We start from the raw sequence: 26,224 nt of genomic DNA on the forward strand, positions 1-26,224 counted from the left end.
TCGCCGCCTTAGCTCAGTCGGCCAGAGCGGCTCACTCGTAATGAGCAGGTCAGGGGTTCGATTCCCCTAGGCGGCTCCGGTGAACCAGGGGTCCTCTTCGGAGGGCCCCTGACTCATTTCCTGGGCGTTTTCGGGCGAGATCCTTTCGTTGTTTCCGCTGATCACCCGCTTCGTGCGGTCAAGATCGGGCAAGCGGACCTTTGGGGTGGTCTTCCCGCCGCGGTCTTCCTTGCGACATAACGACATCAGTACCCTCCGATAACGAAATCATCACAGCGCCGAGCGCACGCCCCCGAATCGTGCTGCGAAGCGCTGTTCACCCCCATCGGAGGAGAGTATGAAGTTTCGCGCCCGGCGGCTAGCGCCGCTCGGTTTGGTGCCAATGGCCGCACTGGCCATCGGCATCGGGGCACCGGCGATGCCGGCCCTTGCTCAGGGCCAAGCCGGTACCACGCTGAGCCAGTACGTCACCGCCACGCCCCACTGGACGAACACCTACCACTGGACGATCCAGAAGTCGGCCACTCCCACCACCGTGAACGTGGCTCAGGGTCAGTCGGCGCCCGTCAACTACACGATCAACTTGGCGAGAGACAACGGCACCGAAGAGGCGTACATCACCGGGGCCGTCTGCATCACCAACGGAGGTGCCATCGCCACCGAGAACCTGGCCTCGACCCTGACGGTGACCCAACCACCGATGACGACCCCAATCGCCACGCAGCCATTGAACGTGTCCGGTCATCCGGTTCTGGCGGCAGGTGAGACCTACTGCTACCAGTACCGCGTGAACGTCCCGATCCCGCCGGATGCCGGCCAAGCGTACAAGGTGACGGCCGACACCACGATCACGAACCATTCAGGGCACCTGGGAGTGCCCTTCGGTCCGAGCACGTCCGCCAGCTTCGACTGGCCGTTGAGCATTACCCCGGTGCACAGCGAGGTTCGCCTCACTGACAGTTTCGCCGGAAATCTGGGTACGTATTCCAGCAGCCAGTCGGTGCCGTACACGCGCACGTTCACCTGCGGTGACGCGGGTACCCAAACGAACACGGCATCCCTGACCTACACCGACGACAACACCCCGGGGCCGTCCGCGTCCGCGTCCGTGCAGGTGACCTGTTCTTCCAAGGGATGCACTTACACGATTGGCTACTGGGCCACTCACGAGCAGGCCACGACCGCGCTGCTGCCGATAACCCTCGGCACCGAAGGTGGACAGAAGAGCATCACGGTGGACAACTGGGCGGAGGCGTCCTACATTTTCCCGCCCACCTTCAGCGGTAACGCCTCCAATGGCATCAACAGGCTGTACGCACAGTTGCTCGCCGCGAAGCTCAACATCGCCAATGGTGCGAGCGACACCGCGGTGTCCGGCACCATCGCCGCTGCCGACGCCTTCCTGGCCACTCACAACTCCGCGGACTGGGGTTCCCTCAACGTGGCCGAGCGCGGCATGGTCAACAGCTGGGCCACCACGCTGGACCGCTACAACAACGGAATCATCGGGCCGGGACACTGCAACGAGCTCCCCGGCGGAACCCCCGGCGGAACGTGCTGATTCGAAGTTCGAAGCCCTGGCGCCATCGGTGAGCAGGGAAAGCGGTGCCCGGCCTGTACAGGCCGGGCACCGCCTTGTCCGGGTATCGCGAGCGCTCGTCGCGGTTCCGGTGCCACCGAAGCCCTGACCATCGCGGGCAGGGCACACTCGCGGCATGGCGTCGCCTGATCTTTCTGGTGTGGAGTTCGAGCAGCACCGGCCCCGGCTGTTCGGGCTGGCCTATCGCATGCTGGGTTCGGCGGCCGAGGCGGAGGACGTGGTCCAGGACGCGTTCCTCCGGTTCCGGGGGGCCGATCGGGAGGCGATCAACGCGCTGTCCGCCTGGCTGACGAAGGTGGTCACCAATCTGTGCCTGAACCGGCTGGCCGCGGCGGCGAGGCAGCGGGAGCAGTACATCGGGCCTTGGCTGCCGGAGCCGGTGATCACCGAGGACGGCGCGCTCGGCCCGCTGGAGACCGTGCAGCAGCGTGACTCGGTGTCCTTGGCGCTGCTGGTGCTGCTGGAACGGCTCACGCCCGCCGAGCGCGCGGTGTTCGTGCTGCGGGAGGCCTTCGCCTACGGGCACCGGGAGATTGCGGAGATCATGGGCATCTCGGAGGCCAACTGCCGGCAACTGCACCACCGCGCCAAGGCCCGCGTGGACGAGGGCCGGCCGCGCTTCCAGCCGGACCGGCGGCGGCGGTTCGATCTGCTGCAGCGGTTCCTCGCGGCCGCGCAGGAGGGCGATCTGCCGGTGCTGGAGGCGTTCCTGGCCGAGGACGTCGTTTCGTGGAGCGATGGCGGCGGCCAGGTCACCTCGGCCCGCCGCCCGGTGCTCGGCCGGGAGAAGGTCGCCCGCCTGTGCGCCGGGTTGATGAACCGCGCCACTGGGATCGAGTTTGGCTTCGCCGAGGTCAACGGTGACCCGGCCGTGGTGGGCCTGGCTGGGCCGGTGCTGCTCGGAGTGTGGGTGATGGAGGTCACCGGGGAGCGCATCAGCGCACTTCGAGCGGTGAGCAACCCGGAGAAGCTGGACTTCCTGGCCCGGCAGTTGTCACGTTCCGGGGGGCTCGCTGGTTCCTCCCAGTGACTGAAGGAGGAGCCTCATGAGTGAACCGATCTTGGTGACCGGTGGGACGGGCGCGCTCGGCCGCGTGGTGGTCGCCCGGCTGGCCGAGCACGGGCGGCTGGCGCGGGTGATGAGCCGCCGCCCGGAGCCGGCGGACCTGTACGGCCACGAGTGGGCGACCGCCGACCTGGACACCGGCGCGGGTCTTGACGAGGCGCTGACCGGGCTGGACGTGGTCATCCACTGCGCGACCGGGATGAACGGCAAGAAGGAAGCGGCACAGGCCACGACACTGGCCGACGCGGCGCGGCGTGCCGGGTGCCGCCACCTGGTCTACGTGTCCATTGTGGGCGTCGACCGGGTGCCACTCGGCTACTACCGCGGGAAGTTGGCGGCCGAGGAGATCTTCGCGCGGTCCGGTGTGCCGTACACGATCCTGCGCGCCACCCAGTTCCACGATCTGGTTCGGCTGATGTTCGCGGGCGCGGCGAAGCTGCCGGTCATGCCGGTACCAGGGTGCTCCTTCCAGCCGGTCGACGTGCGGGACGTGGCCGGGCGGCTGGTGGCACTGGCGACGGGCGACCCGGTCGGCCGAGTACTGGAAATGGGCGGCCCGCAGGCGCGGCCAGCGCGTGAGCTGGCCCGCGCCTACCTGCGGGCCACGGGACGGCGCCGGCCTGTGGCAGCGGTGCGGGTGCCCGGGCGGCTGGGGCGGGCCCTGCGTCAGGGTGGCAACCTGGCGCCGGAACACGCCGACGGGGTGATCACGTTCGAGGACTACCTCGCCGCGCATCCGGAACCGGCCGGTATGTCCTACCGGGGGAGCCGTCGATGACTTCCCGGGGTTTGCTGCGGGCCGGGCTCTTGTTCATGGCCGTCGGGTACGGGCTGGCCGGGCTCGTGCAGTTGTTGCTGCCCAAGGTGTTCTACGACGACTTCCCGGCGCCCGGGCGCTCGTGGGTGGCGTTGCTCCCGCCGTACAACGAGCACCTGATGACCGATGTCGGGGCGCTGACGCTGGCGTCCGTGCTGGTGCTGGTGGTGGCCGCGATCCGCATGGAGCGGGTGCTGGTGCGGACCGCGCTCGCCGTGAGCCTGGTGTTCGCCGTGCCGCACTTCGGGTTCCATGTGCTGCACCTGGAGCATTTCCCGGCCTCGAGTGCGGTGTCCCAGACCGTGGTGCTGGGCATCGGGGTGGTGCTCCCCTGTGTGCTGCTCGCCCTGTCAGCCCGGCGAGGTGCGCTGGAACCCGTGGTCCCGCGTGACGGTGAACCAGCCAGTTGATCGCCGTGAGGGGTCCCCTCACAGCCGTTACGACCGTGAGGGGACCCCTCACGGCAGCGTCCGGCTCGCGTTGCGGCATAGGGTGCGGCTATGCCTCTGTTCTCGTTCGAGGGCGTCAGCCCCACCGTGCACCCCGACGCCTGGATCGCCCCGACCGCGACGCTCATCGGTGACGTCGTCATCGAGAAGAACGCCTCCATCTGGTACGGGGTGGTGATCCGGGCCGACTTCGGCAAGATCGTCATCCGCGAGGGTGCCAACATCCAGGACAACTCGGTGATCCACGTCAACACCGGCGTCTGCGAGGTCGGCCGCAACGTGACCGTGGGACACATGTGCCTGGTGCACGACTGCACCATCGGCGAGCAGGCGTTGATCGGCAACGGCTCCACGGTGCTCGACCAGGCCAGGATCGGGGAGCGGGCACTGATCGCGGCGGGGGCGACCGTCGGTCCGAACACCGAGGTGCCGCCGGAGGTCATCGCGATGGGCACGCCCGCGAAGAAGTTCGTCCCGCTGAGCGACTCAGCGCGGGCCTGGGTCGACCACAACGCGGCTATCTACCAGGAACTCGCCCGCCGCCACGCCGCGGGTATCGCACCCGTCGAATCCTGACCGGTTCCCGGCCGTCGCCGTGGGTTCCCGCCCGCGGCGACCGGACGGGAACGAGACGCCCCTCACCCGCCCCCTCGCGCCGGTCCACTGCCGCGCGAGGTGCACTAACATCGGAGGTACAGCAGCGACTGGCGCCATTAGGGTGGAGCACCACCGGGAAGCGACCGACAAGGCCGGCACCGCGCGCCTGGGTGTGGCCAGTGTCAGGAGTAGAGACATGACGCACCAGCCCCCCATCCCGACCCTCACCGCCGCGGACCCGGAGATCGCCGGGCTCGTGGAGGACGAGGCGCGCCGTCAGGCCGAGAAGATCCGGTTGATCGCCTCGGAGAACTACGTCTCGCAGGCGGTGCTCGAGGCGACCGGGACGGTACTGACCAACAAGTACTCCGAGGGCTACCCCGGCAAGCGCTACTACGAGGGCCAGCAGTTCGTCGACCAGATCGAGCGGCTCGCGATCGACCGCGCGAAGTCGGTGTTCGGCGTCGAGCACGCCAACGTGCAGCCCTACTCCGGCTCCCCGGCCAACCTGGCCGTCTATCTCGCCTTCCTGCAGCCCGGCGACACCGTGATGGGCATGGCGCTGCCCGACGGCGGCCACCTCACCCACGGCTGGAACGTGTCGGCCACCGGCAAGTGGTTCAACGCGGTGCGCTATGGCGTTCGCAAGGAGACCGGCCGGGTCGACCTGGACCAGGTGCGTGACCTGGCGCTCGAGCACCGCCCGAAGGTGATCTTCGCGGGCGGCACCGCCATCCCCCGCACCATCGACTTCCCCGCCTTCGCCAAGATCGCCGAAGAGGTGGGTGCGGTGCTGGTGGCCGACATCGCGCATATCGCCGGGCTGGTCGCCGGTGGCGCGCACCCCTCGCCGGTGGGGCACGCGCAGGTCATCACCACCACCACGCACAAGACGCTGCGCGGCCCGCGTGGCGCGATGATCATGTCCGACGCCGAGCACGCCAAGGCGGTGGACAAGGCGGTGTTCCCCGGCCTGCAGGGCGGTCCGCACAACCACACCACCGCCGCGATCGCGGTGGCACTGGGCGAGGCGGCCAAGCCGGAGTTCCGCGACTACGCGCATGGCATCGTGGCCAACGCCAAGGCGCTGGCCGAGGCGCTCATCGAGCGCGGTTTCAACCTGGTCTCCGGCGGCACGGACAACCACCTCCTGCTGGTCGACCTGACGAACAAGCAGATCGGCGGCAAGCCCGCCGCGCAGGCGCTGGACCGCGCCGGGATCGAGTTGAACTACAACACGGTTCCGTTCGACCCGCGCAAGCCCTTCGACCCCTCGGGCATCCGGCTGGGCACCGCGGCGATCACCACCCGCGGTCTCAAGCCGGAGCACCAGCCGCAGATCGCGGAGTGGATCGACCGGACGGTCGCCGCGGCCGCCGCGCAGGACGAGCCGGCCCTGGACAAGATCGCCGGTGAGGTGCGCGACCTGCTGGCCGCCTACCCCATCCCCGGCTACCAGGCCTGATGCGAAGGGGCCCAACGTGATCGACGATCACGTTGGGCCCCTTCGGCCTCGGTCGCGTCAGTGCTCGCCGGCCTCGGCGGCTTCCTTCGCCTGGCGGTCGAGTTCACGCTGGTAGGAGCGGCGGATCTCGGCCTCGGCCTCGTTCCGGCCAACCCACTCGGAGCCTTCCACGCTCTTGGCGGGCTCCAGGTCCTTGTAGACCTGGAAGAAGTGCTCGATTTCGAGCTTGTGGAACTCGTTCAAGTGGTGGATGTCACGCAGGTGCTCCAGCCGCGGGTCGTCGGACGGCACCGCGAGAACCTTGTCGTCCGGCCCCTTTTCGTCGGTCATCCGGAACATCCCGATGGCCCGGCAGCGGATGAGGCAGCCGGGGAAGGTCGGCTCCTGGACCAGGACGAGCACGTCCAGCGGGTCGCCATCCTGGCCGAGGGTGTCGTCGATGAACCCATAGTCGGCCGGGTATTGCGTGGCCGTGAACAGGGTGCGGTCCAGCCGGATGCGCCCTGTCTTGTGGTCCACTTCGTACTTGTTGCGCTCCCCCTTGGGGATTTCGATGGTGGCGTCGAACTCCACGGCGTCCTCGCTGACCTCGTCTTTTCAAGCCGCCCAAGCGGCTTGCGGTTTCGCTAACTTGTCTTCACTAGTGTGGACTACGCGCCGTTGGGAAGTCGCACCGATGTCGTCTAGGCGACTGTGAGTTTGGCCCCTGGTGCGCCGACGCGATGAGGAGGGGTGCGTGCCGCCGCACGAAGATCAGCCACAGTGGCCGTCCGACGACTCGGACGCGTCCGTTGCCGAGGGCTCCGGGGACGGTGGAGCGACCGCGCAGTTGCCGGTATCGCCTGCCGAGCCTGCCTGGCCGCAGGAACCGCCTCCCGAGTCTCCCCCCGAGTCGTCTCCCACGTCGTCGGCGGCGGCTGCCGAGGTGACGCAGGAGTCGGCGGAGTCCGGTGAGGCGACGCAGGGGATTGAGGTTTCGACGTCGGCGGAGTCGGGCGAGGCGACCCAGGCGATCCGGGTTCCGTCGTCGACGGAGTCGACGGAGTCGGCGGAGTCGGGCGAGGCGACGCAGGCGATCCGGCTTCCGTCGTCGACGGAGTCGGCCGAGTCGAGCGAGGCGACGCAGGCGATCCGGCTTCCGCAGCCGGTGTCGCCGCCAGAGCAGAAAACCGTGTTCGTCCCGAGGCCGTCACCGGCGCCAACACCGCCGCAGCAGTTCCAGGCGCCGGCGGCACCACAAATGCCACAGCCAGTGGTGCCCGCTCCTCCGGCGCAGGTTCCGCCTGTGCCTTCCCAGCCGATCCCCGAGGCTTCCTCGGCTCCGGCGCCGCCGATGCGGATCGAGCCGGGCGATGGGCCTCGTCCCGTCGAGAGCGGTGGGGGTGAACCGGACACCGAAACATCCGTTCCGGAGTCGGATCAGGCCGCGCCGCGGCGGAAGCGGCGCGGCCTGCTCGTCGGCGGGCTCGCGCTGGTGCTGGTGATCGTGGTCGGCGTCGCGCTCGCCCTGCCCTACGTGTCGAACCGCCTCGGCCTGCCCTGGGCACCGAACCGGCCCAAGGGGGACAGCCCGCAGCCCGCTGGGGTGGCGCTGTCGTTGCACGGTCCGGATACGTCGGCACCGACGCCCACGAACTCCGGGGTGTCCGCGGCGCTGTCGAGCCTGGCGGGCAACGCGGCGCTTGGCACCTTCACCGGGATCGTGATCGACCCGGCCACGAACAGCGTCCTCTGGGATCACAACTCTTCGCAGCTGCTCACCCCGGCTTCGGTGACCAAAGTGCTCACCAGTTCGGCCGCGCTGCTCAAGGTCGACCACGCTCTCCAGTTGAGCACGAAGGTGGTCGCCGGATCCTCCCCGGACACCGCCGTCCTGGTCGCCGGTGGTGATCTGACGCTGTCGTCCCTGCCCGCGGGCAAGGAGAACCTCTACCCGGGTGCGGCGCATCTGGACGATCTGGTCGCCCAGGTGAAACGGGCGAGCGGCGGCCAGATCAAGAAGGTCCAGATCGACCTGTCCGCCTTCACCGGTCCGACGACGGGGCCGGGCTGGGACCCCACGGACGCGCCGTCCACCTACGCCGCACCCGTGGTGCCCGCGATGCTCGACGGCGGGCGCTCGAACCCCATCGACGACCACTCGATGCGCGTCGCGAACCCCGCGCTCACGTTGCTGCAGACGTTCGCCCAGCGGCTCGGTGCGTCGGTCGCCTCGACCAGCACCACCACCGCTCCCCGGGGCGCGAAGGTGCTCGGCGAGGTGCGGTCGGCGCCGCTGACGGAACTGGTCGATGCCGCGCTGCAGCTTTCGGACAACGACCTGGCCGAGGTGATCGGACGGCAGACCGCCATCGCGAGCGGTAAACCGGCCTCCTTCGCCGGAGCCACCGAGGCGACCATGGAGGTGTTGGCCCAGAATGGTTTCGACGTCTCCTCGGTCAACATCAACGACAACAGTGGACTGTCCACAATGAACAAAGTGTCCGCCAGGCTGCTCGCGCAGCTGCTCGCCGTGGCGGCGGCGCCGGACGGCAAGGACCCGCGGACGGCGAAGCTGCGGCCGCTGCTGGAAGGCCTGCCGGTCGCCGGGGGCAGCGGCACGCTCTCCGATCGCTACACCGACGGGGCCGCGGCACTGGGCAAGGGCTGGGTCCGGGCGAAGACCGGGACCATCTCTTCGATGGGGGTGAACACCCTCGCCGGTGTGGTGCTGGACAAGGACGGCCACGTCCTGGTGTTCGCCCTGATGTCCAACCGCTCGAACACCGATACGGGCCGCCAGTCACTGGATGCCGTGGCGGCGGCGCTACGCGGCTGCGGATGCCGTTGACGGCGGGTAGCGTCGACGGCGAGTGGTACGGCGTTTCCGCTGAACTTGGGAGCGACAACCGTGGATCGGGTGATGGGAACAGTGGGCGAGGACAACTTCCGGCCGGTCGTGGACTGGTCGCTCGCCGCGTCCACGGGCGCGTTCCTGGTGCGGGGCGGCCCGAACGTCTCGCGTGAGGAGGCGTCGCTGGCAGTCTCCGAACTGCGCGAACTGACGGTCGACGCGGAGGCGCATGTCCGTGAGCTGACCGGACTCGGCGCCGGGTTGTCCCTGCTGCCCGGCCAGGTGGTGGACCGGCCGGGGTGGGTGCGGTCCGCGGCGGCTGGCCTGGACGCGCTGACCGGGAAGGCGTTGCGGGCGCTGCCGGCCAACCCGCTCTCCCCGGTGCTCGCCGGCAGTGCCGGGGTGCAGACCGGGGTGGTGCTGGCCTTCCTCGCTTCGCGGGTGCTCGGCCAGTACGACCCATTCGGCGGGCCAGGACGTGGCGGGCAGTTGCTGCTGGTGGCGCCCAACGTGGTCACCGCCCAGCACGCGATGCAGGTGCCCGGCCGGGACTTCCGGATGTGGGTCTGCCTGCACGAGTGCACGCACCGGCTGCAGTTCACCGCGGTGAACTGGCTGCGGGACTACTTCGCCGACGAGGTCGAGCGACTGGTCGGCGGGCTCGCCGGGGCCGACGAAGGGCTCTCCGATCTGCTGGGGCGGCTACCCGACGCGTTCCGGGAGGTCAAGCGCAGCAAGGCCGACGGGGTGGTGGCACTGACCCAGCTGATGCGTTCGCCGCAGCAGCGCGAGGTCTTCGAACGCCTGCTGGCGCTGTCCACCCTGCTGGAGGGGCACGCGGACTACGTGATGGACGCGGTCGGCCCGAGCGTGGTGCCCGCGGTCGAGACGATCCGAGCCCGTTTCACGGCGCGTCGCCGCGGCGGCGGGCTGCTGGACCGGGTCCTGCGCAGCCTGCTCGGGGTGGACGCGAAGATCCGCCAGTACGCGCAGGGCGCGGCGTTCACCCGCCAGGTGATCGACCGGGTGGGGATGGCCGGGTTCAATGTGGTGTGGACCTCGCCCAACACCCTGCCCACGCGGGCCGAGATCGCCGATCCGGCGGCGTGGGTCCGGCGCGTCCACGGGTGAGCGAGGCGCTGCTGACGGTCCGCCGCGCGGTGCGCGAGTTCCTGGGCGGACTCGAACCGGCGGACTTCTCCGTCGCCGTTTCCGGTGGCGCGGATTCACTGGCACTGGCCGAGGCCGCGGCACACTACGCACATCGCGCGGGCGTGCGCGTGCGCGCGCTCGTGGTCGATCACGGGTTGCAGGAGGGCTCGGCCGAGGTCGCGGAGAACGCGGCGAAGACCGCGCGGGAACTTGGGGTGGCCGAGGCCGAGGTGCTGAGGGTCTCGGTCTTCGGACCGGGCGGGCTCGAGGCGGCGGCCCGGCGTGCTCGGTATGAGGCGTTGTCGGAGCACGGCGGGGAACTCGTGCTGCTGGGGCACACTCGCGACGATCAGGCCGAGACGGTGCTGCTCGGCCTCGGCCGCGGTTCAGGGCCGCGCTCGGTCGCCGGGATGCGGCCGCTGGACCCGCCGTGGGGGCGCCCGCTGCTCGAGCTGCCCCGGGCGGTCACCCGCGAGGCGTGCGATGTGCTCGGAATCCAACCGTGGGAAGACCCACACAACTCCGACTCCCGATTCACCCGTGTCCGCTTGCGCAACGAGGTACTGCCGTTGCTCGAAGACGTGCTTTCGGGTGGAGTGGCGGCCGCTCTCGCCCGCACCGCGCGGCAGCTCCGTGAAGACCTTGAAACCCTTGATTTACTGGCTGAACAGCTGCGTGGCGAGGGGGAGACGCTCGACGCGAAGGCTCTCACCCCGGTGCCCGCCGCGCTGCGGCGCCGGGTGCTGCGCCGATGGCTGCTCGACGGAGGCGCCCGTGACCTGAGTGACGCGCACCTCCGTTCGATCGACGCGCTGGTCGGTCGGTGGCGGGGTCAGGGCGGGGTCTGGCTGCCGGGCGGTTTGGTGGTCGAGCGAACACATGGCAGGCTTGCCATGAATCGTCGCGAAATAAGAGGGGACTAACCCGTGTACGAGGGCGAGATCGCCTCCGTGCTCGTCACCGAGCAGCAGATCCAGGACAAGATCGACGAACTCGCCAAGGGGATCGCCGCCGACTACGAACGGGAGGGCGTCACCGGCGACCTCTTGCTGGTGGGGGTGCTCAAGGGCGCCGTCATGTTCATGACCGACTTCGCCAGGGCGTTGCCGATGCCCGCGCAGCTGGAGTTCATGGCGGTCACCTCGTACGGCTCGTCGACCTCCTCGTCCGGCGTGGTACGCATCCTCAAGGACCTCGACCGGGACATCGCGGGCCGTCACGTGCTGATCGTCGAGGACATCGTCGACTCCGGGCTCACGCTGTCGTGGTTGCTGAAGAACCTAGCCAGCCGCAACCCGGCTTCTCTGGAGGTGTGCTCGTTGCTGCGCAAGCCGGAGGCGGTCAAGGTGGACGTACCGGTGCGCTACATCGGCTTCGACATTCCCAACGAATTCGTGGTGGGTTACGGGCTGGACTATGCGGAGCGTTACCGCGACCTGCCCTACATCGGCACCCTGGACCCCAGCGTCTACGGCGCCTGACGGCGCTCCCCCAGGTCGCGAAGGCCGCTTTTCCGTCGGAGCCGGCGGGGAAGCGGCCTTCGTCGTGTCCGCGCATGCCGCCGGATTACGCCCAATGGCCCAGCCCACGGAAACCCCTGGTGAACACGCTGTGTGCGGAGCGGGAAAGCGGAACCCGACGTGCCGAGAAAGCGTCCTAGACGACGACCGGGTGCGTTAACCTATGCGAACAGGGGTAGTCGCGCGGGCACGTGCGGCAGCATCGACTTGGGGTAGGAGAGAACTGATGGGGAACAGCAGCTACGCGGATGCGGCTGCGTTCAGGAACGCGGCGGTGAACGGCCAGCTGGGAGTCGATCCGGATGCCGCGCAGAACGTGCTGAAGAAGATCCGCGCCGGGAAGGACTCCGTGGAGAACCTCCTGCGCAATGCCGGTTCGCTCGCCGAAGCCCCCAAGCTCGGTGCGAACCCGGTCGGCGATGCGATCGCCGCCAAGTTCGCCGAGCGCGCCGACGGCGGCGGCGACTCCTACTCCCTCGCCCTGCGCAACCTCTACACCCAGTACGAGCAGGCAGAGCAGGCGATCCTCGCCGCGATGCGGCACTACCACCAGATCGACCAGGATGCCGCGGACGCGCTGTCCGGGCGGGCGTGACACAGGGGGCTTGAGCAGTCATGGCTAACCAGAGCAGCAGTAATTCTCCCGCCACCCCGGCGGGCGCGCCGTCCACTCCCGTCGGCAGCACCGTCCAGCTCGGGGACAACGGCGAGAGCGCCGCGATCGTCGCGCAGGCACGCAACAGCGCCGGCGGTTTCGACTACGGCAACGACCGCGCGATCGGGGACCCGCCGAACTGGGCCGCGCAGGAGAGCGACCAGCTCTACCGGGGTGCCACGGTGAACAACGACCCGGCGACCGCGCAGGCCACCGGTGAGCTGTGGCGCAGTCACGGCGACGAACTGCACCAGGCCGCCAACGACCTGTACAACGCGATCACCGAGCTCGGCAACGCCTGGGTCGGACAGGGCGCGGCCTCCGCGCAGGGCGCGCTGGTCGGCATCGCGAATTCCAGCAAGCAGGCGGGCGATGCCGCGCACGTGATGTCGAACCGGCTGGCCCAGCAGGCCTCGGCGGCCGCCGAGGTCAAGAAGATGCCCGCGCCGAAGCAGTTCGACCCGGCGAGGCAGACCGCGGCCATGCTGGCGGGCGGTCCGGCGGCGATGGTCGCGGACATGAAGCAGCAGGCCGATGACGCCAAGGCGGTGCACGCCCAGCAGGTGCAGTACTTCAACGCCTACACCCAGGCGATGTCCGAAGTGGACAACGCGACGCCGAGCTTCGGCCCCGAATCGCTCGGGCTGCCGCCCGACGGCTCGATCGGCGCCACCAAGGCCTCCTCGGTCGGCGGGTCCGGCGGCGGCATCGTCGGCGCCTACGGCGGCGGCATGCTCGGCCCGGTGAGCGGCCTGTCGGCAGGCGGCGGCGATTTCGGCGGCGGGCGGGGCTCGGCGATGGGTGGCGGCGAATTCGCCGGTGCCCCGGGCCAGGCTGCCCCCGGCCAGGGCGTCCCGGCCGGTCCCCCGGCCGGTCCCCCGGCCCCCGGCGCGGTCTCCGGCGCGGGTGCCCACTCCGGCGCTACCCCGGTGCCCACCTCCTCCGGACACGGCGGGAGTGCGGCGCTCGGCGTCGGGCTCGGACTGGCGGGTGTCGGTCTCGGTGCGGTCGCCGGCAAGGCGGTGCTGGGCCGGGGCAACAAGTCCGGGGCCAAGGCCGAAGACGAGACCGCGGCCGCGGCGACCTCCGACCAGGGCCAGCAGGCCGCGGGGCAGCAGGCGCAGAACCACCCCGTGGTGTCGGCCAACGGCACGATCGGCGGCGCGAACACCCCGGCGACCCCGATGAGCGGGATGGGCGGAATGGGCGGCGGCGCGCACGCCCAGCAGGAGGAGGACCAGGAGCACAACCGTGCGTCCTTCCTCATCGAAGCCGACCCGGACGAGGCCTTCGGGGCCAACGTCGCGACCGCGCCGCCGGTGATCGGGGCCTGGTCCGACGAGGACGAGGACTGAAACACCCGGCAAGACACCCGGCCGCAACGGCCCTCCTTCGGCACTCGAACAGCGCTCCGGCAGGCGACCCACGTCGCCTGCCGGTCGCGGTGAGGGGACAACGTGACGCGAGCGGAGCTCCTTACTCCGCTGGAGCTGGATTTCCTGTGGGAGTCGTTCGGGGGCGGTGAGCTGCCCTATCCGCTGGAGATCCGGTCACACGGGGCGACCATGGACGAGCGCGGGCAGTTGCGCCGCCAGACACTGACGGAACTGGCCCGGCGCGGGCTCGCGGACGACCGTGGCCGTCCCGAGCCGCACGTGGAGAACTACTTCGAGGTGCTTTCCGCCTGCCAGGTGAGCCTGGATTCGGTACACCTGCCCGCGCCGAACGCGCGGCCGCTGCTGGCGGTGGCGGCCGCGCTGGGCGGGCAGGGTGTGCTCGCGGTCCAGGACGAGCGGGGCACCCACCTGCACCCGGCGCCTGCCGACGGGCTGGCCTCGGCGATCGTCTCGCTGCTGCCCGCTGCCGCCCGCGGTGGCGAAAAGTCCATCACGGTGCCGCTAGAGCAGTTGCTCACCGGCACCGGCGCGGACTTCCTGCAGCGGCGGGTGCCGGACTCCACCGGCAGGCCCGGCGCCGACGAGGACCGAAAGGCACTGGCGAGGCTGCAGGCGCAGCCGCGGCTGCGGGGCGGGCAGATCGGGGCCAACGCGCGCGGCAGGATGGGCGGTAAGGTGCGCTCGCCGGTACTGAGCTGGTTCGACACCGAGTCGGGCCGGTACTTCACGCAGGCGACCCGTGGGCACGACGGCCGCGACTGGATCACCGTCGCGCCCGCCGACGCGGCGTCCCTGCGCCATCGACTGAACGAGATGCTTTCCGGCGCCGCGAACACCAGCATGGCGCCGGGCGGGGCTTGGTGAGGAGGACCTGGTGACCGAGGGGCCGATCGGCGGGGGCGCGTTCACGGACGGGCCGGGCGGCGGTTCGGGCAAGGCCGAGTTCTTCACGCCGGTGACCTTCGACTTCCTCTGGGAGGAGGGCGGGCTCGGCGAGTTGCCCTACCCGCTGCGGGTCCGCTCCCACGGGGAGACCGAGGCTCAGCGTGTCTCGCTGCGGGAGCGGGCGCGCCAGGAGCTCAAGGCGCGGGGGTTGCACGACCACTTCGGCCGCCTCGAACCCCATGTCGAGGACTGGCTCACCGTGCTCTCCCGGCCGCTGCTGCGGATCGACGCGCTGCACATCCCCGATTACCAGGCGCCCCCGGTGGGGATCCTCGCCGCCTCCGACGGGCGTACGGGCGTGATCGCCATCCAGAACGCGGACGGGATCTGGCTCCGGCCGACCTTCGCCGAGGGGCTGGCCTCCGCGGTGGTCGACCTGCTGCCGCCGGGCACGCGGGGCACCGAGGCCTCCATCACTCTTCCGGTGGCCGAGGCCCTGCGCATCCCGCCGAACCGGGTCGCGGTGCCCGCCGGTGGCGGCGCCGAGGAGCCGCGGTCGCGACGGAGGTCGCCGCTGAGCGACCAGGTGGCCGATCCCCGCGAGTCCTACGCCAGGCTGGCCGGCCAGCCTCGTCTGCGAGGCGGGCAGCTGGCCGCGAACAGCCGTAACGAGCTCAGCGGCTGGCGGCGCTCACCGGTCCTGGCCTGGTTCGACACGGCCAGCGGCCGCTATCTCAGCCTCGCCCGTCCCGGCGCGGATGGCCGCGAATGGGTGACGGTGGCTCCCGCCGACACCAAGACGCTGCGCACCAGGCTCACGGAGATGGTCTCGCTTGTTTCGGGCTGATCCCGGCTGGTCCGGGAACCCCGGACCCTGATCGACCGTTGACCTGCCGGAGGCTCGTGCAGGTATCCACGTCGGCCGGACTGTACCCTGGTTAGACGGGTGTCCCGCACCCTGCTAGTTGTTGTCTACACCGTGACGGCGGATGTCACCATCTACCGCCTAACCAGGGAGGGTCAAGGCCAGCACGGCCGAGGCATATGGACCGGAAGCGCCTGCTCAAGAACCCACTTCTGTGGATCGTCGCGGTTCTGCTGCTCTACTTCTTGTTCAGCAGCGTGTTCGACAGCAACCGCGGTTACACCCAGGTTCCGACTTCACAAGCGATCGCGCAGATCAACGCGGGCAATGTGAAGGAAGCGAACCTCCAGGACAAGGAGCAGCAGCTCAAGCTGTCGCTCAACAACAAGATCGACGTCGACGGCCAGCAGGTCGACCAGGTCATCACGCCGTACCCGTCCGACGCGACGCGGTCCATCTACGACCTGTTGATCTCCAAGCCGAACGTGAAGTTCGCCACCACGGTCACCCAGCAGTCGTGGATCTCGCAGCTGCTCATCTACATGATCCCGCTGGGCCTGCTGCTCCTGCTGCTCATGTGGATGATGAACAACGCGCAGGGCGGCGGCAACCGGGTCCTCAACTTCGGCAAGTCCAAGGCCAAGCAGCTGAACAAGGACATGCCCAAGACCACCTTCGGTGACGTGGCGGGCGCCGACGAGGCGGTCGAAGAGCTCAACGAGATCAAGGACTTCCTGCAGAACCCGGCGCGCTACCAGGCGCTGGGCGCGAAGATCCCGAAGGGCGTGCTGCTCTACGGCCCGCCCGGTACCGGTAAGACGCTGCTCGCCAGGGCCGTCGCCGGTGAGGCCGGGGTGCCCTTCTACACGATCTCCGGTTCGGACTTCGTCGAGATGTTCGTCGGTGTCGGTGCCTCCCGCGTCCGTGACCTGTTCGAACAGGCCAAGCAGAACGCGCCGTGCATCATCTTCGTCGACGAGATCGACGCGGTCGGCCGCCAGCGCGGGGCCGGCCTCGGCGGTGGGCACGACGAGCGCGAGCAGACGCTGAACCAGCTGCTCGTCGAGATGGACGGGTTCGACTCGCGCGGCGGCATCATCCTGATCGCCGCCACCAACCGGCCCGACATCCTCGACCCGGCGCTGCTGCGCCCCGGCCGGTTCGACCGGCAGATCCCGGTGTCCGCCCCGGACCTGCGGGGCCGCCGCGCGATCCTGGAGGTGCACGCCAAGGGCAAGCCGCTGGCGCAGAACGTCGACCTGGACGCGCTGGCCAAGCGCACCGTGGGCATGTCCGGTGCGGACCTGGCCAACGTGATCAACGAGGCGGCGCTGCTCACCGCGCGCCAGAACGGCCACGTGATCAACGATGTGGCGCTCGAGGAGTCGGTGGACCGCGTGATCGGCGGCCCGGCGCGCAAGAGCCGGATCATCTCCGAGAAGGAGAAGAAGATCACCGCCTACCACGAAGGCGGGCATGCGCTGGCCGCGTGGGCGATGCCGGACCTGGAGCCGGTGTACAAGCTGACCATCCTGCCGCGCGGGCGTACCGGCGGGCACGCGCTCGTCGTGCCCGAGGACGACAAGCAGCTGATGACGCGCTCGGAAATGATCGCCCGGCTGGTGTTCGCCCTGGGCGGGCGCACCGCCGAGGAGCTCGTCTTCCACGAGCCGACCACGGGTGCCTCCTCGGACATCGAGCAGGCCACCAAGATCGCCAAGGCGATGGTGACCGAGTACGGCATGAGTGCCCGTCTCGGCGCGGTCAAGTACGGCCAGGAGCAGGGTGACCCGTTCCTCGGGCGCTCCGCGGGCCGTCAGGCGGACTACTCGCTCGAGGTCGCGCACGAGATCGACGAAGAGGTCCGCAAGCTCATCGAGACCGCGCACACCGAGGCCTACGAGGTCCTCAACACCTACCGAGACGTGCTCGACGACCTGGTGATGGAGCTGCTGGAGAAGGAGACCCTCCAGCGCAAGGACCTGGAGCGGATCTTCGCCACGGTGGAGAAGCGCCCGCACATCACCGTGTTCAACGAGTTCGGGGAGCGCATCCCGTCGGACAAGCCGCCGATCAAGACGCCGGGCGAGCTGGCGATGGAGCGCGGTGAACCGTGGCCGCCGGAGGAGAAGAAGCCCGCACCGCGGGTACCGGCGCCGGTCGGCACCGCGCCGGGCGGGTCCGATCTGCCGGGCGGGCCGCCGTACGCGCAGCCCGAGCCCCCGTCGAACCCGTACGCTCCGCCTGCCGGTGGCGGATACCCGCCGCCCAACGGTGGTCGCCCGAACGGCACCGGCCAGTGGCCGCAGCCTTCGGGTGGCGCGGCGGGTGGCCCGCCGAACTACGGCGCGCCCCCCGGGTGGACCCCGGCCACGCAGCCGGGCGGCAACACCGGCTGGCGGCCGCCGACCGACGAGTGGCGGCAGAACCCGGGTGAGGGCCGGCGTCCCGAGCCCGACGAGCAGGACGGTCAACATCGACAGTGAGCTGACCCGCGAATCCGGGCCGGTGTTCGACCAGGCACGGGCCGAGAAGGCCGTGCGTGAGCTGTTGCTGGCGGTGGGTGAGGATCCGGATCGGGATGGCCTGCGGGACACCCCGGCCCGGGTCGCGCGGGCGTACCAGGAGATGTTCGCGGGGCTGTACGAAGATCCCGACAAGGTGCTCGACCGGACCTTCGACGAGTCGCACGAAGAACTGGTCCTGGTCACCGATATCCCGTTGTACTCGATGTGCGAGCACCATCTGGCCCCGTTCCACGGCGTCGCGCACGTCGGGTACATCCCGAACGCGCACGGGAAGGTGACCGGGCTGTCGAAGCTGGCCCGGCTGGTCGATCTGTACGCCAAACGCCCCCAGGTGCAGGAGCGGCTCACCTCGCAGGTGGCCGACGCGCTGAACCGGAGGCTCGAGCCGCGGGGCGTCATCGTGGTGATCGAGGCGGAGCACCTGTGCATGTCGATGCGCGGCATCCGCAAGGCCGGGGCACGGACCACCACCTCGGCGGTGCGGGGTGTGCTGCAGACGCAGGCTTCGACCCGCGCCGAGGCACTGGAGCTGATCAAGGGGCGACGGTGAACGCGCTGCCCGCTCCCGGGCGCTGCGTGGTGATGGGCGTCCTCAACGTCACTCCGGATTCCTTCTCCGACGGCGGCCGGTACCTCGATCGGGACTCCGCGCTGGCGCACGCACATGAAATGTGGGGGCGGGGCGCGGACGTGATCGATGTGGGTGGCGAGTCGACCCGGCCCGGCGCCGCCCGGGTGGATGCCGAGACCGAGATCGCCCGCGTGGTGCCGGTGGTGCGGGCGCTCGCGGCGGACGGCCTGTGCCTGTCGGTGGACACCACGAGGGCGGCGGTGGCCGAGGCCGCGCTGGACGCGGGGGCCTCGATCATCAACGACGTCTCGGGCGGGCTGGCCGATCCGGCCATGGCGAAGGTGGCGGCCGGGACCGGCGCCCCCTGGGTGCTGATGCACTGGCGTGGCCACAGCAAGGACATGAACGCGCTCGCCGTCTACACGAATGTGGTCACCGAGGTGCGCGACGAGCTTTCGGCGCGGGTGGATGCGGCTCTCGCCGCCGGGGTGGCTTCGGAAAACATCGTGCTCGACCCGGGGCTCGGTTTCGCCAAGCGCGCCGAGCACGACTGGGCACTTCTGCACGATCTGGACGTCTTCCTCGAAATGGGTTTCCCGGTTCTGGTGGGCGCTTCTCGAAAGCGTTTTCTCGGAAGGCTCCTCGCCGGGGAGAACGGCGAGCCGAGGCCGCCCGACGGGCGTGAGGACGCCACGGCCGCGATCTCCGCGCTGGCCGCGGCCGCTGGCGCCTGGGGTGTGCGGGTGCATTCGGTGGGCGCCTCGCTCGACGCGGTCGCGGTGGCCAGGGCCTGGCGGCGGGGCGATGTCTGACCGGATCACGCTGACCGGGCTGCGCGTATTCGGTCACCACGGCGTGTTCGAGCACGAGAAGCGCGATGGACAGGAATTCGTCGTCGACATCACCGTGTGGCTCGATCTCTCCCCGGCCGCCACGACCGACGAGTTGAAGCACACGCTGCACTACGGCGAACTCGCGGAAATGGCGGCGGGCATCGTCGGCGGCGAGCCCTACGACCTGATCGAGAGCGTGGCCGGGAAGATCGCCGACGAGGTGGTCCGCGACGAGCGGGTGCACGCCGTCGAGGTCACCGTGCACAAGCCCGCCGCGCCGATCCCGCTCACCTTCGATGATGTGGCGGTGACCGTGCGACGGGACCGATGAGCCGCGCTGTCCTTTCCCTCGGCTCGAACCTGGGCGACCGGCTCGGGTTCCTGCGTTCGGTGATGACCGGCCTCGGTCCGGCCGTGCGTGCCGTGTCGACGGTCTACGAGACGAAACCGTGGGGGGTCGAGGACCAGCCGGACTTCCTCAACGCGGTGTGCGTGGTGGACGATCCGGCACGCGACCACTGGGCGTGGCTGCGCGCCGGGCAGGCGCTGGAGCGGGCGGCGGGGCGGGTGCGCGACCTGCGCTGGGGGCCGCGCACCCTCGATGTGGACGTGGTGACCGTGGACGGGGTCACCTCGGACGATCCGGAACTGCTGCTGCCGCATCCCGGCACGCCCGGACGCGCCAGCGTGCTCGTCCCATGGCTCGAAATCGAACCGGACGCCGTCCTGCCCGGCCACGGCCCCGTCCGCGACCTGCTCGCCGCGTTGCCCGAGGCCGATCGGGCCGGGGTGCATCCCCGGCCCGACCTGTCCCTCCGGCCGGACTCCTAGCCGCGCAGCGCGGCGATGATCCACTCTGTGCCCGCGTGCTGGCTGGGGAACGGGGTCCAGCCGTTCATGATCGCGAGCAGCTGCCAGTAGCGTTCGGCGCGTGCGTCGTTGCCCGCGGCGCACCGATCCGCCAGTTCCCGGCGGAAGGCCGGATCGTCCGGGTTCTGCCCGTCGCGGGCGAAGGCGCCGGCGATCTCACCGGCCAGTGCCCGGCCCTCGGATGAAGTGGGCGCCAGGCCCGCCTTCAGGTGCTCCTCGGCCCGGGCGTTCCACTGGAACCAGTTCGACCGGTACTCGTGCAGGGGACGTATTTCCTCTCCCGCGGCGAGGGCGGCGGCGTGCTGCTCGCTCATCGCCCGGATCGCCTGCCGGAATCCGGGGTCCTGGATGAGTTCGGCGAACTCCGCCCAGGCCTCGACCTGCTCGGGGCTCGGATCGTCCGGTAGCGCCGGTTTCGCCGATCGCATACCCGCGAAGAACTCCGAGTCGACGGTGAGCCCGTCGACCATCTCCGCCCAGAACTCGTCCAGCAGCCGCACGCGTTCCTCGTCGGACATCGAAGCCAGTTTGTTCATCAATTTCACTTCCTCCAGCTCGGACTCTCGTTTCACGACCGCGCGCAGCACCGCCCGTCGCAGGCGGAGACGGCGGATCTGCTCGTCGAGCGCGGCAAGGTGCCGCGCCGCCAGCCGGGGCACGGTGACTTCTTCGGCCAGCACCTGTGCGATCTCGGCCAGGCCGAGGCCGAGCTCGCGGAGCGTCTTGATCAGCTCGAGCCGGGCCAGTGACCGGGTGTCGTAGAGGCGGTAGCCGGAGTACGTGCGGTCGGTCGGTGGGAGCAGTCCCTCATCGGAATAGAACCTGATCGTCTTGACCGGGACACCGGTGCGGCGAGCCAGCTCGCCGATGGTGAACGTCCTGCTCACACCGCCCATGCTGGAGTCTCCATCCACTGGAGGGTCAAGCCTCGCACGGTACCGTGGCGGTATGCATTTCACTCGGCCCCGCGAACTGCTGGTCGCCGGGCTGATCGGTCTCGTGCCGGCCTACGTCGCGTTCAAGTTCTTCTACGGGTCGCTGCCGACGCTGCCGAGGTTCGCCGGGGCGACGCTGCTCGTGCTCGCCGTGATCGAAGCCGTGCTGGCGTTCGCCATCCGCGGTCGCATCCGGACCGGACGGCTGCTCGGCGCGATCGCGGTGGCCAGGGCGGTGGCGCTGGCGAAAGCGTCTTCGCTTCTCGGTGCGCTCATGCTCGGGGGGTGGCTCGGCGTGCTTGCGGCACTGGTCCCGCGGGCCGCTCTGGTGACCGCGGCCGCGGGCGACGTGCGGGCCGCGATCATCGGCGGGGCCAGTGCGGCGGCACTGATCGCGGGGGCGTTGTGGCTCGAACACTGCTGCCGGACACCGGACAACAGTGACCGGGACCCCGATCAGCACCGGACCGGTTAACGATCAGAAGCGACCGCTCGAAGTACTAAGTAGGTCTCGGACGGATAACTAGCGGGTACGGTGTTGGGCATGACTGGCGTAGGTGACGACTCTCGTGGCCGCCTTGCGGGCAGACCCTGGTTCCTCGTCGGCCTGGTTCTCGCCCTGGGGGCGACCGTTGCGCTCGTTCTCGCCGACGACATCCGGTACCTGAGGCTCGGCATCGTCGCCGCGTTGTGGGCCGCACTGGTCGGCGCCTTCCTCGCGGTGAAGTACCGCAAACACGTGTCCAGCACGGAGGAAGCGGTCGCGCAGGCGCAGGAGGTCTACGAGCTGGAGCTGGAGCGGGAGATCGCCGCCCGGCGGGAGTTCGAACTCGAGATCGAGGCCGAGTCGCGCAGCCGTGCCGAGAACCAGTCACGAGCCGAGCTCGACGCCTTGCGCGCCGAGGTGATGGCGCTGCGGGACAATCTCCAATCCCTCTTCGGCGGTGAAGTGCTGCTCGAGCGAGTGGCGCTGACCGCGCAAGCGACCCGCATGCGGTCGCTGGGTGAGGACAAGCGGCTCGTCGAATCCAGCAGCGGTCGGGCGCAGATCACCGCGGTCCCCGCCAGGGAGGTCGCCGCCGCCGATCGTCCGACCGAACTGATCGAGCGCGTCCGGGAGAAGCAGCCGGCCCGCGCCTCGCGCCCGGCCGCGCCGGAACCCCGGCGGCCCGAACGCTCCCTCGACCTGCCGCCTCGCCGCATGGTGAAGAACGAATCCACTCGCGTGGTCCGGACCAGTGTCGCCGCGAGCGTGGCGAAGGCCGCCGCGGAGGCGCGCGCCGAGCAGACCGGCCAGCGGAAACCGGTTTCGCCGCCGCCCGGCAAGCCGCGCCGGCCCGAACCGGCCGACTCGCTCCGCCCCGCGTTCGGCCCGCCGGAGCGGCCTCGCCAGCCCGAACCGCCCAAGCCCGGCCCGGCGGAACAGCCGACCCAGTTGTCGAAGGCCCTCGACCCCGAGTGGACCGACGGCTGGCAGGGCAAGGGCATCGAGCGGACTGCCGCCGGGCTACCGGCCGTCACGAAGGACGCGGGAAACGTCCTCCCGCAGGCGCCGGAACCGGCTCCGGTGGTGAAGGCGCCGCAACGCACGCCGGAAGCCCCGAAGCCGTCCGGGGGTTCGCAGGCCCTGCCGCTGCCGGAGCCGCCCAAGGCGCCGCAGCCGGCTGCGGTCGACGAGGAGGCCGCGGTCAGCAACCCGACGCTGCCCGAGGAGGTCCGGCGCCGGGCACAGGAGGGCCGCCGTGGTGGCCGCCGTCGCCGTGCCGCCGAGGACGCCGAGGCACTCGTGACCGAGACGCCGCTCGCGCCCGCCGCCCCGGCCGATCATTCGGCCGGTGGCCGACGGCACCGCGCGGACGGGGAACAGCCGTCATGGCAGGCGCCGGGGGGCCACGCCGCGGGGAGTCACGCCAAGCCGGAAGCCGTCGAGGAGCCGGTGGCCGAGGAACCGGATGCCGGTTCGCACTCCGCGGGGCGGTCGGTCAGCGACCTGCTGGCCGCTCATGGCGCGAAGACCGACGCGATCCCGCGCCGGCGCCGTCGCGCCGTCGACTGAGCGCGCAATACCAGGCCCGCCTGACGCTGGCGTCGGCGGTGCCGCTGGGACCGCCGGTGCGTCACCGTAGAGTTCCCCGCTGTGACGGCACCCCGCAGGATCACCGTGCTGCTGCCCGTGTTCGGCCTCATCGTGGTCGCCGTGTGCGGCCTGACCCTGCTGGCGCTGGCCACCGTCCGGGTCGGCCTGCTCGCGGTCGCGATCGGAACGGCTGCCGCGCTGATCCCCGTCATCGTGGTCGTCGCGGCCTTCCTGTGGGTGGATCGCTGGGAACCGGAACCGGCCAAACTGCTCCTGCTCGCGTTCGCCTGGGGCGCGTGCATCGCAACGGTCACCGCGCTGCTGATCAACAACACCGCCGAGACGGTCGGTGATCTCCTGCTGGGCAACGGCAAGGGCAGCAAGGTCAGCGCGCTGATCTCGGCGCCGCTGGTGGAGGAGGCGGCGAAGGGGCTGTTCGTGCTGGCGGTGCTGTGGCGCCGGTCCGAGGAGTTCGACGGGATCATCGACGGGATCGTCTACGCCGGGTTCACCGCCGCGGGTTTCGCGTTCACCGAGAACATCTACTACTTCGGCCGGGCCTTCGCCGAGTACGGGTTCGGCAACGGGACCAGCGCCGGGGTGATCGCCGCGTTCGTGCTGCGGGGCGTGCTCTCCCCGTTCACCCATCCGCTTTTCGCCGCACTGACCGGGATCGGTATCGGGGTCGCCGCCGGGGCGGCCGGCCGCGCCATCCGGATCCTGGCGCCACTGGGCGGTTATCTGGCCGCGGTCTGCCTGCATGCGCTGTGGAACGGCGCCGCCACCCTTGGCGGTGCGAAGACCTTCCTGAACGTGTACTTCCTGATCATGGTGCCGATGTTCATCGCGGTGCTGCTGCTGGTGATGTTCCAGCGCCGCCGGGAGCAGCGGATCATCGAGTCCGCGCTGCCGAAGATGGTGCGGCGGCAGTGGATCGCGGCCTCGGAGGTCGAACTGCTGTCGAGCCTCACCGGCCGCCGGACGTGGCGGCGGCAGGCGCGCAAGGAGTCCGGAAGGCGCGCGGCCAGGGCCGTGGCGGCCTACCAGGCCAGCGTGACCCAGCTCGCATTCCTCACCAGGGACCGGGCGCGGGCCGTAGCGGCCCGGGAGCGGGAACTGCTCGCCCTGCTGCACACTTCTCGCGCCGAAGCGGTCCGGCTGGCCGGGGGAGACGGCAGGGCCGAGTGACCCGGGCCGGGTGAAGCTGGTCACCTAGCCCGGCGCTTAACCGCAGGTCCGGGCTACTCTCGCGCCGTCGTCCGGTACCCGCGAGGAAGAGTGGGACTGGAACGAGTTGAGGAGCTTTGCCATGAGCGTCCATCGGGGCACGCCATGAACCGGCCGGCCAGGCTCGCCGTCGGTGTGGTGTCCGCAGGCCGGGTGGGCAGCGTGCTCGGTGCTGCGCTGGCCCGTGCCGGGCACACCGTTGTCGCCGCGTCCGGGATTTCCGCCGATTCCCACCGCAGAGCCGAACGCCTGCTGCCCGGGGTGCCGTTGCTGCCCCCGGACGAGACCGTCGCGGCGGCCGATCTGGTGCTGCTCGCGGTGCCCGACGACGTCCTCGCCGGTCTGGTGACGGGGCTCGCCGCGACCGGTGCCTGGCGAGCGGGACAGATCGTCATCCACACCTCCGGTGCGCACGGGGTTTCGGTGCTGCGCCCGGCCGCGGAGGCCGGTGCGCTTCCGCTGGCACTGCATCCCGTGATGACCTTCACCGGCCGGGAAGAGGACCTCCAGCGGATGGCGGCCTGTACCGTGGGAGTGACCGCCGAACCGGGCAACGAGGCGGCCTGGAACGTCGGCGAGGCGCTGACCGTGGAGATGGGCGCCGAGCCGGTGCGGGTGCCGGAGGCGGCCCGCCCGCTCTACCACGCCGCGCTGGCCCACGGGGCCAACCACCTGGTCACCCTGGTCGCCGACTGCGTGGACCTGCTTGCCGGGGCCGGTATCGCCGACCCCGAGCGCATGCTCGGCCCGCTGTTGTCGGCCGCGCTGGACAACGTCCTGCGGCACGGCGACCGCGCCCTCACCGGGCCGGTGGCCCGGGGCGACACCGGCACCGTCCGCAAGCATCTGGACGTGCTGGCGGACCAGGCGCCGAACGCCACCGACTGCTATACCGTGCTCGCCCGGCGGACCGCCGCGCGCGCCTCGGCGGCCGGCCTGCTGGGCCGGGACGGCGCCGCCGAAATCACCGAACTCCTCGAAGGACCGGAAGACTCGTGACCACCTCACCGAAATTCACGCGCGGCCAGCTCAACACCTTCCAGACCCCGGACGAGGTCAGCCGGGTGACGGCGGCACTGCGCGCCGTCGGCCGGAAGGTCGCGCTGGTGCCCACCATGGGGGCCCTGCACGCCGGGCACCGCGAGTTGCTGCGCCGCGCCAAGCGGCTGCCGGGCACGGTGGTGGGTGCCTCGATCTTCGTCAATCCCCTCCAGTTCGGGGCCGGGGAGGATTTCGAGGCCTATCCGCGTCCGCTGGAGCGGGATCTCGAGGTGCTCTCGGAAATCGGTGCCGAACTGGCGTTCGTGCCGAAGGCGGCCGACCTCTACCCGGACGGGCACGCGGTGACGGTGCAGCCCGGGCCGCTCGGGGACGAGTTGGAGGGCGCGGCGCGGCCGGGGCATTTCGCCGGGGTGCTCACCGTGGTGGCGAAGCTGTTCAACATCGTGCGCCCGGACTACGCGTTCTTCGGGGAGAAGGACTACCAGCAGCTGGTGCTGATCCGGCGGATGGTGGCCGATCTGAACCTTCCGGTGAAGGTGATCGGCGTGCCGACGGTGCGTGAGCAGGACGGCCTCGCCCTGTCCTCGCGCAACGTCTACCTGTCGGAGAAGGAGCGGGCAGACGCGGTGGCGTTGTCCGCCGCACTGACCGCGGGAGCGCATTTCGGCAGCAAGGGGGCCGAGGCGGTGCTGTCGGCGGCACGGGAGACGCTCGCGGCGAAGCCGGGGGTCGTCGTGGATTATCTGGAACTGCGGGGAACCGATCTTGGTCCGGCGCCCGTCGATGGGGAGGCACGGCTGTTGGTCGCGGCCCGGGTGGGCAAGACCCGGCTGATCGACAACGTGGGTGTCCTGCTCGGCGCGGCAGGCGAATGACGCGG

The 26,224-nt window shown here is 70.4% G+C and carries 26 protein-coding genes, 1 tRNA gene and 1 riboswitch; of the genes, 25 read left to right on the forward strand and 2 right to left on the reverse strand.

Features of this window, described 5'->3' with window-relative positions:
- Window positions 1-2: 2 nt before the first annotated feature.
- From ORV05_RS35500 to ORV05_RS35530, 7 genes are all read left to right on the forward strand, one after another.
- A tRNA-Thr gene (locus ORV05_RS35500) sits at window positions 3-76 on the forward strand.
- 261 nt (window positions 77-337) lie between these two features.
- On the forward strand, window positions 338-1,561 hold the full coding sequence (locus tag ORV05_RS35505; protein ID WP_268756234.1) for a hypothetical protein: 1,224 nt from the start codon (window positions 338-340) through the stop codon (window positions 1,559-1,561).
- A gap of 154 nt (window positions 1,562-1,715) precedes the next feature.
- Window positions 1,716-2,630 (forward strand): RNA polymerase sigma-70 factor, encoded by a 915-nt coding sequence (locus ORV05_RS35510; protein WP_268756235.1) that lies wholly within the window; start codon window positions 1,716-1,718, stop codon window positions 2,628-2,630.
- 16 nt (window positions 2,631-2,646) lie between these two features.
- Window positions 2,647-3,444, forward strand: a complete 798-nt coding sequence (locus tag ORV05_RS35515) for an SDR family oxidoreductase (protein WP_268756236.1) — start codon at window positions 2,647-2,649, stop codon at window positions 3,442-3,444.
- A complete protein-coding gene (locus ORV05_RS35520; RefSeq protein WP_268756237.1) occupies window positions 3,441-3,893 on the forward strand; it encodes a hypothetical protein in 453 nt (150 codons plus the stop codon). Before ORV05_RS35515 ends, ORV05_RS35520 begins: the two co-directional genes overlap by 4 nt.
- Window positions 3,894-3,983: 90 nt before the next feature.
- Complete coding sequence (locus ORV05_RS35525) at window positions 3,984-4,508, forward strand: gamma carbonic anhydrase family protein (RefSeq protein WP_268756238.1); 525 nt, start codon at window positions 3,984-3,986, stop codon at window positions 4,506-4,508.
- A gap of 114 nt (window positions 4,509-4,622) precedes the next feature.
- Window positions 4,623-4,708: riboswitch (ZMP/ZTP riboswitch) on the forward strand.
- A gap of 17 nt (window positions 4,709-4,725) precedes the next feature.
- Complete coding sequence (locus ORV05_RS35530) at window positions 4,726-5,994, forward strand: serine hydroxymethyltransferase (protein ID WP_268756239.1); 1,269 nt, start codon at window positions 4,726-4,728, stop codon at window positions 5,992-5,994.
- 57 nt (window positions 5,995-6,051) lie between these two features.
- On the opposite strand, the gene ORV05_RS35535 is transcribed toward ORV05_RS35530, so the two are convergent.
- Window positions 6,052-6,567: an inorganic diphosphatase gene (locus tag ORV05_RS35535; RefSeq protein WP_144590033.1), complete on the reverse strand. Its 516-nt coding sequence runs from the start codon at window positions 6,565-6,567 to the stop codon at window positions 6,052-6,054.
- 712 nt (window positions 6,568-7,279) lie between these two features.
- On the opposite strand from ORV05_RS35535, the gene dacB reads away from it, so the two are divergent.
- The 13 genes from dacB to folK all read left to right on the forward strand — a co-directional run bounded on the left by dacB (window position 7,280) and on the right by folK (window position 20,064).
- Window positions 7,280-8,824 carry a D-alanyl-D-alanine carboxypeptidase/D-alanyl-D-alanine endopeptidase gene (dacB, locus tag ORV05_RS35540; protein WP_268756240.1) on the forward strand — a complete coding sequence of 515 codons (1,545 nt, stop codon included), beginning with the start codon at window positions 7,280-7,282 and terminating at the stop codon, window positions 8,822-8,824.
- Window positions 8,825-8,896: 72 nt separating this feature from the next.
- A complete protein-coding gene (locus ORV05_RS35545; RefSeq protein ID WP_268760042.1) occupies window positions 8,897-9,958 on the forward strand; it encodes a zinc-dependent metalloprotease in 1,062 nt (353 codons plus the stop codon).
- Window positions 9,955-10,902, forward strand: a complete 948-nt coding sequence (gene tilS / locus ORV05_RS35550; protein ID WP_268756241.1) for a tRNA lysidine(34) synthetase TilS — start codon at window positions 9,955-9,957, stop codon at window positions 10,900-10,902. Before ORV05_RS35545 ends, tilS begins: the two co-directional genes overlap by 4 nt.
- 3 nt (window positions 10,903-10,905) lie before the next feature.
- On the forward strand, window positions 10,906-11,460 hold the full coding sequence (gene hpt / locus ORV05_RS35555) for a hypoxanthine phosphoribosyltransferase (RefSeq protein WP_268756242.1): 555 nt from the start codon (window positions 10,906-10,908) through the stop codon (window positions 11,458-11,460).
- A 265-nt stretch (window positions 11,461-11,725) separates the two neighbouring features.
- Window positions 11,726-12,094 carry a hypothetical protein gene (locus tag ORV05_RS35560; RefSeq protein ID WP_268756243.1) on the forward strand — a complete coding sequence of 123 codons (369 nt, stop codon included), beginning with the start codon at window positions 11,726-11,728 and terminating at the stop codon, window positions 12,092-12,094.
- Window positions 12,095-12,114: 20 nt separating this feature from the next.
- The gene (locus ORV05_RS35565; protein ID WP_268756244.1) at window positions 12,115-13,509 is read left to right on the forward strand and encodes a hypothetical protein; all 1,395 of its coding nucleotides are present in this window, start codon (window positions 12,115-12,117) and stop codon (window positions 13,507-13,509) included.
- Between the two features lie 102 nt (window positions 13,510-13,611).
- Entirely contained in the window at window positions 13,612-14,415 is an 804-nt protein-coding gene (locus ORV05_RS35570) for an ESX secretion-associated protein EspG (protein WP_268756245.1), read from the forward strand.
- A 25-nt stretch (window positions 14,416-14,440) separates the two neighbouring features.
- Window positions 14,441-15,283: an ESX secretion-associated protein EspG gene (locus tag ORV05_RS35575; protein WP_268760043.1), complete on the forward strand. Its 843-nt coding sequence runs from the start codon at window positions 14,441-14,443 to the stop codon at window positions 15,281-15,283.
- A 197-nt stretch (window positions 15,284-15,480) separates the two neighbouring features.
- Entirely contained in the window at window positions 15,481-17,787 is a 2,307-nt protein-coding gene (gene ftsH / locus ORV05_RS35580) for an ATP-dependent zinc metalloprotease FtsH (protein ID WP_268756246.1), read from the forward strand.
- Window positions 17,777-18,379, forward strand: a complete 603-nt coding sequence (gene folE / locus ORV05_RS35585; RefSeq protein WP_268760044.1) for a GTP cyclohydrolase I FolE — start codon at window positions 17,777-17,779, stop codon at window positions 18,377-18,379. Before ftsH ends, folE begins: the two co-directional genes overlap by 11 nt.
- Before the next feature lie 32 nt (window positions 18,380-18,411).
- Complete coding sequence (gene folP, locus ORV05_RS35590; RefSeq protein WP_268760045.1) at window positions 18,412-19,212, forward strand: dihydropteroate synthase; 801 nt, start codon at window positions 18,412-18,414, stop codon at window positions 19,210-19,212.
- Window positions 19,205-19,564, forward strand: a complete 360-nt coding sequence (folB, locus tag ORV05_RS35595) for a dihydroneopterin aldolase (RefSeq protein ID WP_268756247.1) — start codon at window positions 19,205-19,207, stop codon at window positions 19,562-19,564. Before folP ends, folB begins: the two co-directional genes overlap by 8 nt.
- Complete coding sequence (gene folK / locus ORV05_RS35600) at window positions 19,561-20,064, forward strand: 2-amino-4-hydroxy-6-hydroxymethyldihydropteridine diphosphokinase (RefSeq protein ID WP_268756248.1); 504 nt, start codon at window positions 19,561-19,563, stop codon at window positions 20,062-20,064. The genes folB and folK overlap by 4 nt, the downstream gene beginning before the upstream one ends.
- Here the strand turns inward: folK and ORV05_RS35605 are convergent.
- Entirely contained in the window at window positions 20,061-20,999 is a 939-nt protein-coding gene (locus tag ORV05_RS35605) for a helix-turn-helix domain-containing protein (RefSeq protein ID WP_407652649.1), read from the reverse strand. The genes folK and ORV05_RS35605 overlap by 4 nt on opposite strands.
- A gap of 52 nt (window positions 21,000-21,051) precedes the next feature.
- Between ORV05_RS35605 and ORV05_RS35610 the strand changes: the two genes are divergently transcribed.
- The 5 genes from ORV05_RS35610 to panC all read left to right on the forward strand — a co-directional run bounded on the left by ORV05_RS35610 (window position 21,052) and on the right by panC (window position 26,219).
- Entirely contained in the window at window positions 21,052-21,513 is a 462-nt protein-coding gene (locus ORV05_RS35610; RefSeq protein WP_268756250.1) for a DUF3180 domain-containing protein, read from the forward strand.
- A gap of 69 nt (window positions 21,514-21,582) precedes the next feature.
- The gene (locus tag ORV05_RS35615; RefSeq protein ID WP_268756251.1) at window positions 21,583-23,094 is read left to right on the forward strand and encodes a DUF6779 domain-containing protein; all 1,512 of its coding nucleotides are present in this window, start codon (window positions 21,583-21,585) and stop codon (window positions 23,092-23,094) included.
- A gap of 105 nt (window positions 23,095-23,199) precedes the next feature.
- Window positions 23,200-24,303: a PrsW family intramembrane metalloprotease gene (locus ORV05_RS35620; RefSeq protein WP_268760046.1), complete on the forward strand. Its 1,104-nt coding sequence runs from the start codon at window positions 23,200-23,202 to the stop codon at window positions 24,301-24,303.
- Window positions 24,304-24,447: 144 nt separating this feature from the next.
- The gene (locus tag ORV05_RS35625; protein ID WP_268756252.1) at window positions 24,448-25,341 is read left to right on the forward strand and encodes a Rossmann-like and DUF2520 domain-containing protein; all 894 of its coding nucleotides are present in this window, start codon (window positions 24,448-24,450) and stop codon (window positions 25,339-25,341) included.
- Window positions 25,338-26,219 (forward strand): pantoate--beta-alanine ligase, encoded by an 882-nt coding sequence (panC, locus tag ORV05_RS35630; RefSeq protein ID WP_268756253.1) that lies wholly within the window; start codon window positions 25,338-25,340, stop codon window positions 26,217-26,219. Before ORV05_RS35625 ends, panC begins: the two co-directional genes overlap by 4 nt.
- The last annotated feature ends 5 nt before the right edge of the window (window positions 26,220-26,224 follow it).

The organism is Amycolatopsis cynarae, from assembly GCF_026802195.1.
Classification (GTDB): domain Bacteria; phylum Actinomycetota; class Actinomycetes; order Mycobacteriales; family Pseudonocardiaceae; genus Amycolatopsis_E; species Amycolatopsis_E rhizosphaerae.

Bases quoted from the DNA above. Each gene is read 5' to 3' on its own strand.
- ORV05_RS35505 (WP_268756234.1), top strand. From the start codon at position 338: ATGAAGTTTCGCGCCCGGCGGCTAGCGCCGCTCGGTTTGGTGCCAATG.
- ORV05_RS35510 (WP_268756235.1), top strand. From the start codon at position 1,716: ATGGCGTCGCCTGATCTTTCTGGTGTGGAGTTCGAGCAGCACCGGCCC.
- ORV05_RS35515 (WP_268756236.1), top strand. From the start codon at position 2,647: ATGAGTGAACCGATCTTGGTGACCGGTGGGACGGGCGCGCTCGGCCGC.
- ORV05_RS35520 (WP_268756237.1), top strand. From the start codon at position 3,441: ATGACTTCCCGGGGTTTGCTGCGGGCCGGGCTCTTGTTCATGGCCGTC.
- ORV05_RS35525 (WP_268756238.1), top strand. From the start codon at position 3,984: ATGCCTCTGTTCTCGTTCGAGGGCGTCAGCCCCACCGTGCACCCCGAC.
- ORV05_RS35530 (WP_268756239.1), top strand. From the start codon at position 4,726: ATGACGCACCAGCCCCCCATCCCGACCCTCACCGCCGCGGACCCGGAG.
- ORV05_RS35545 (WP_268760042.1), top strand. From the start codon at position 8,897: ATGGGAACAGTGGGCGAGGACAACTTCCGGCCGGTCGTGGACTGGTCG.
- ORV05_RS35560 (WP_268756243.1), top strand. From the start codon at position 11,726: ATGGGGAACAGCAGCTACGCGGATGCGGCTGCGTTCAGGAACGCGGCG.
- ORV05_RS35565 (WP_268756244.1), top strand. From the start codon at position 12,115: ATGGCTAACCAGAGCAGCAGTAATTCTCCCGCCACCCCGGCGGGCGCG.
- ftsH (WP_268756246.1), top strand. From the start codon at position 15,481: ATGGACCGGAAGCGCCTGCTCAAGAACCCACTTCTGTGGATCGTCGCG.
- folP (WP_268760045.1), top strand. From the start codon at position 18,412: ATGGGCGTCCTCAACGTCACTCCGGATTCCTTCTCCGACGGCGGCCGG.
- folB (WP_268756247.1), top strand. From the start codon at position 19,205: ATGTCTGACCGGATCACGCTGACCGGGCTGCGCGTATTCGGTCACCAC.
- folK (WP_268756248.1), top strand. From the start codon at position 19,561: ATGAGCCGCGCTGTCCTTTCCCTCGGCTCGAACCTGGGCGACCGGCTC.
- ORV05_RS35605 (WP_407652649.1), bottom strand. From the start codon at position 20,999: ATGGGCGGTGTGAGCAGGACGTTCACCATCGGCGAGCTGGCTCGCCGC.
- ORV05_RS35610 (WP_268756250.1), top strand. From the start codon at position 21,052: ATGCATTTCACTCGGCCCCGCGAACTGCTGGTCGCCGGGCTGATCGGT.
- ORV05_RS35615 (WP_268756251.1), top strand. From the start codon at position 21,583: ATGACTGGCGTAGGTGACGACTCTCGTGGCCGCCTTGCGGGCAGACCC.
- ORV05_RS35625 (WP_268756252.1), top strand. From the start codon at position 24,448: ATGAACCGGCCGGCCAGGCTCGCCGTCGGTGTGGTGTCCGCAGGCCGG.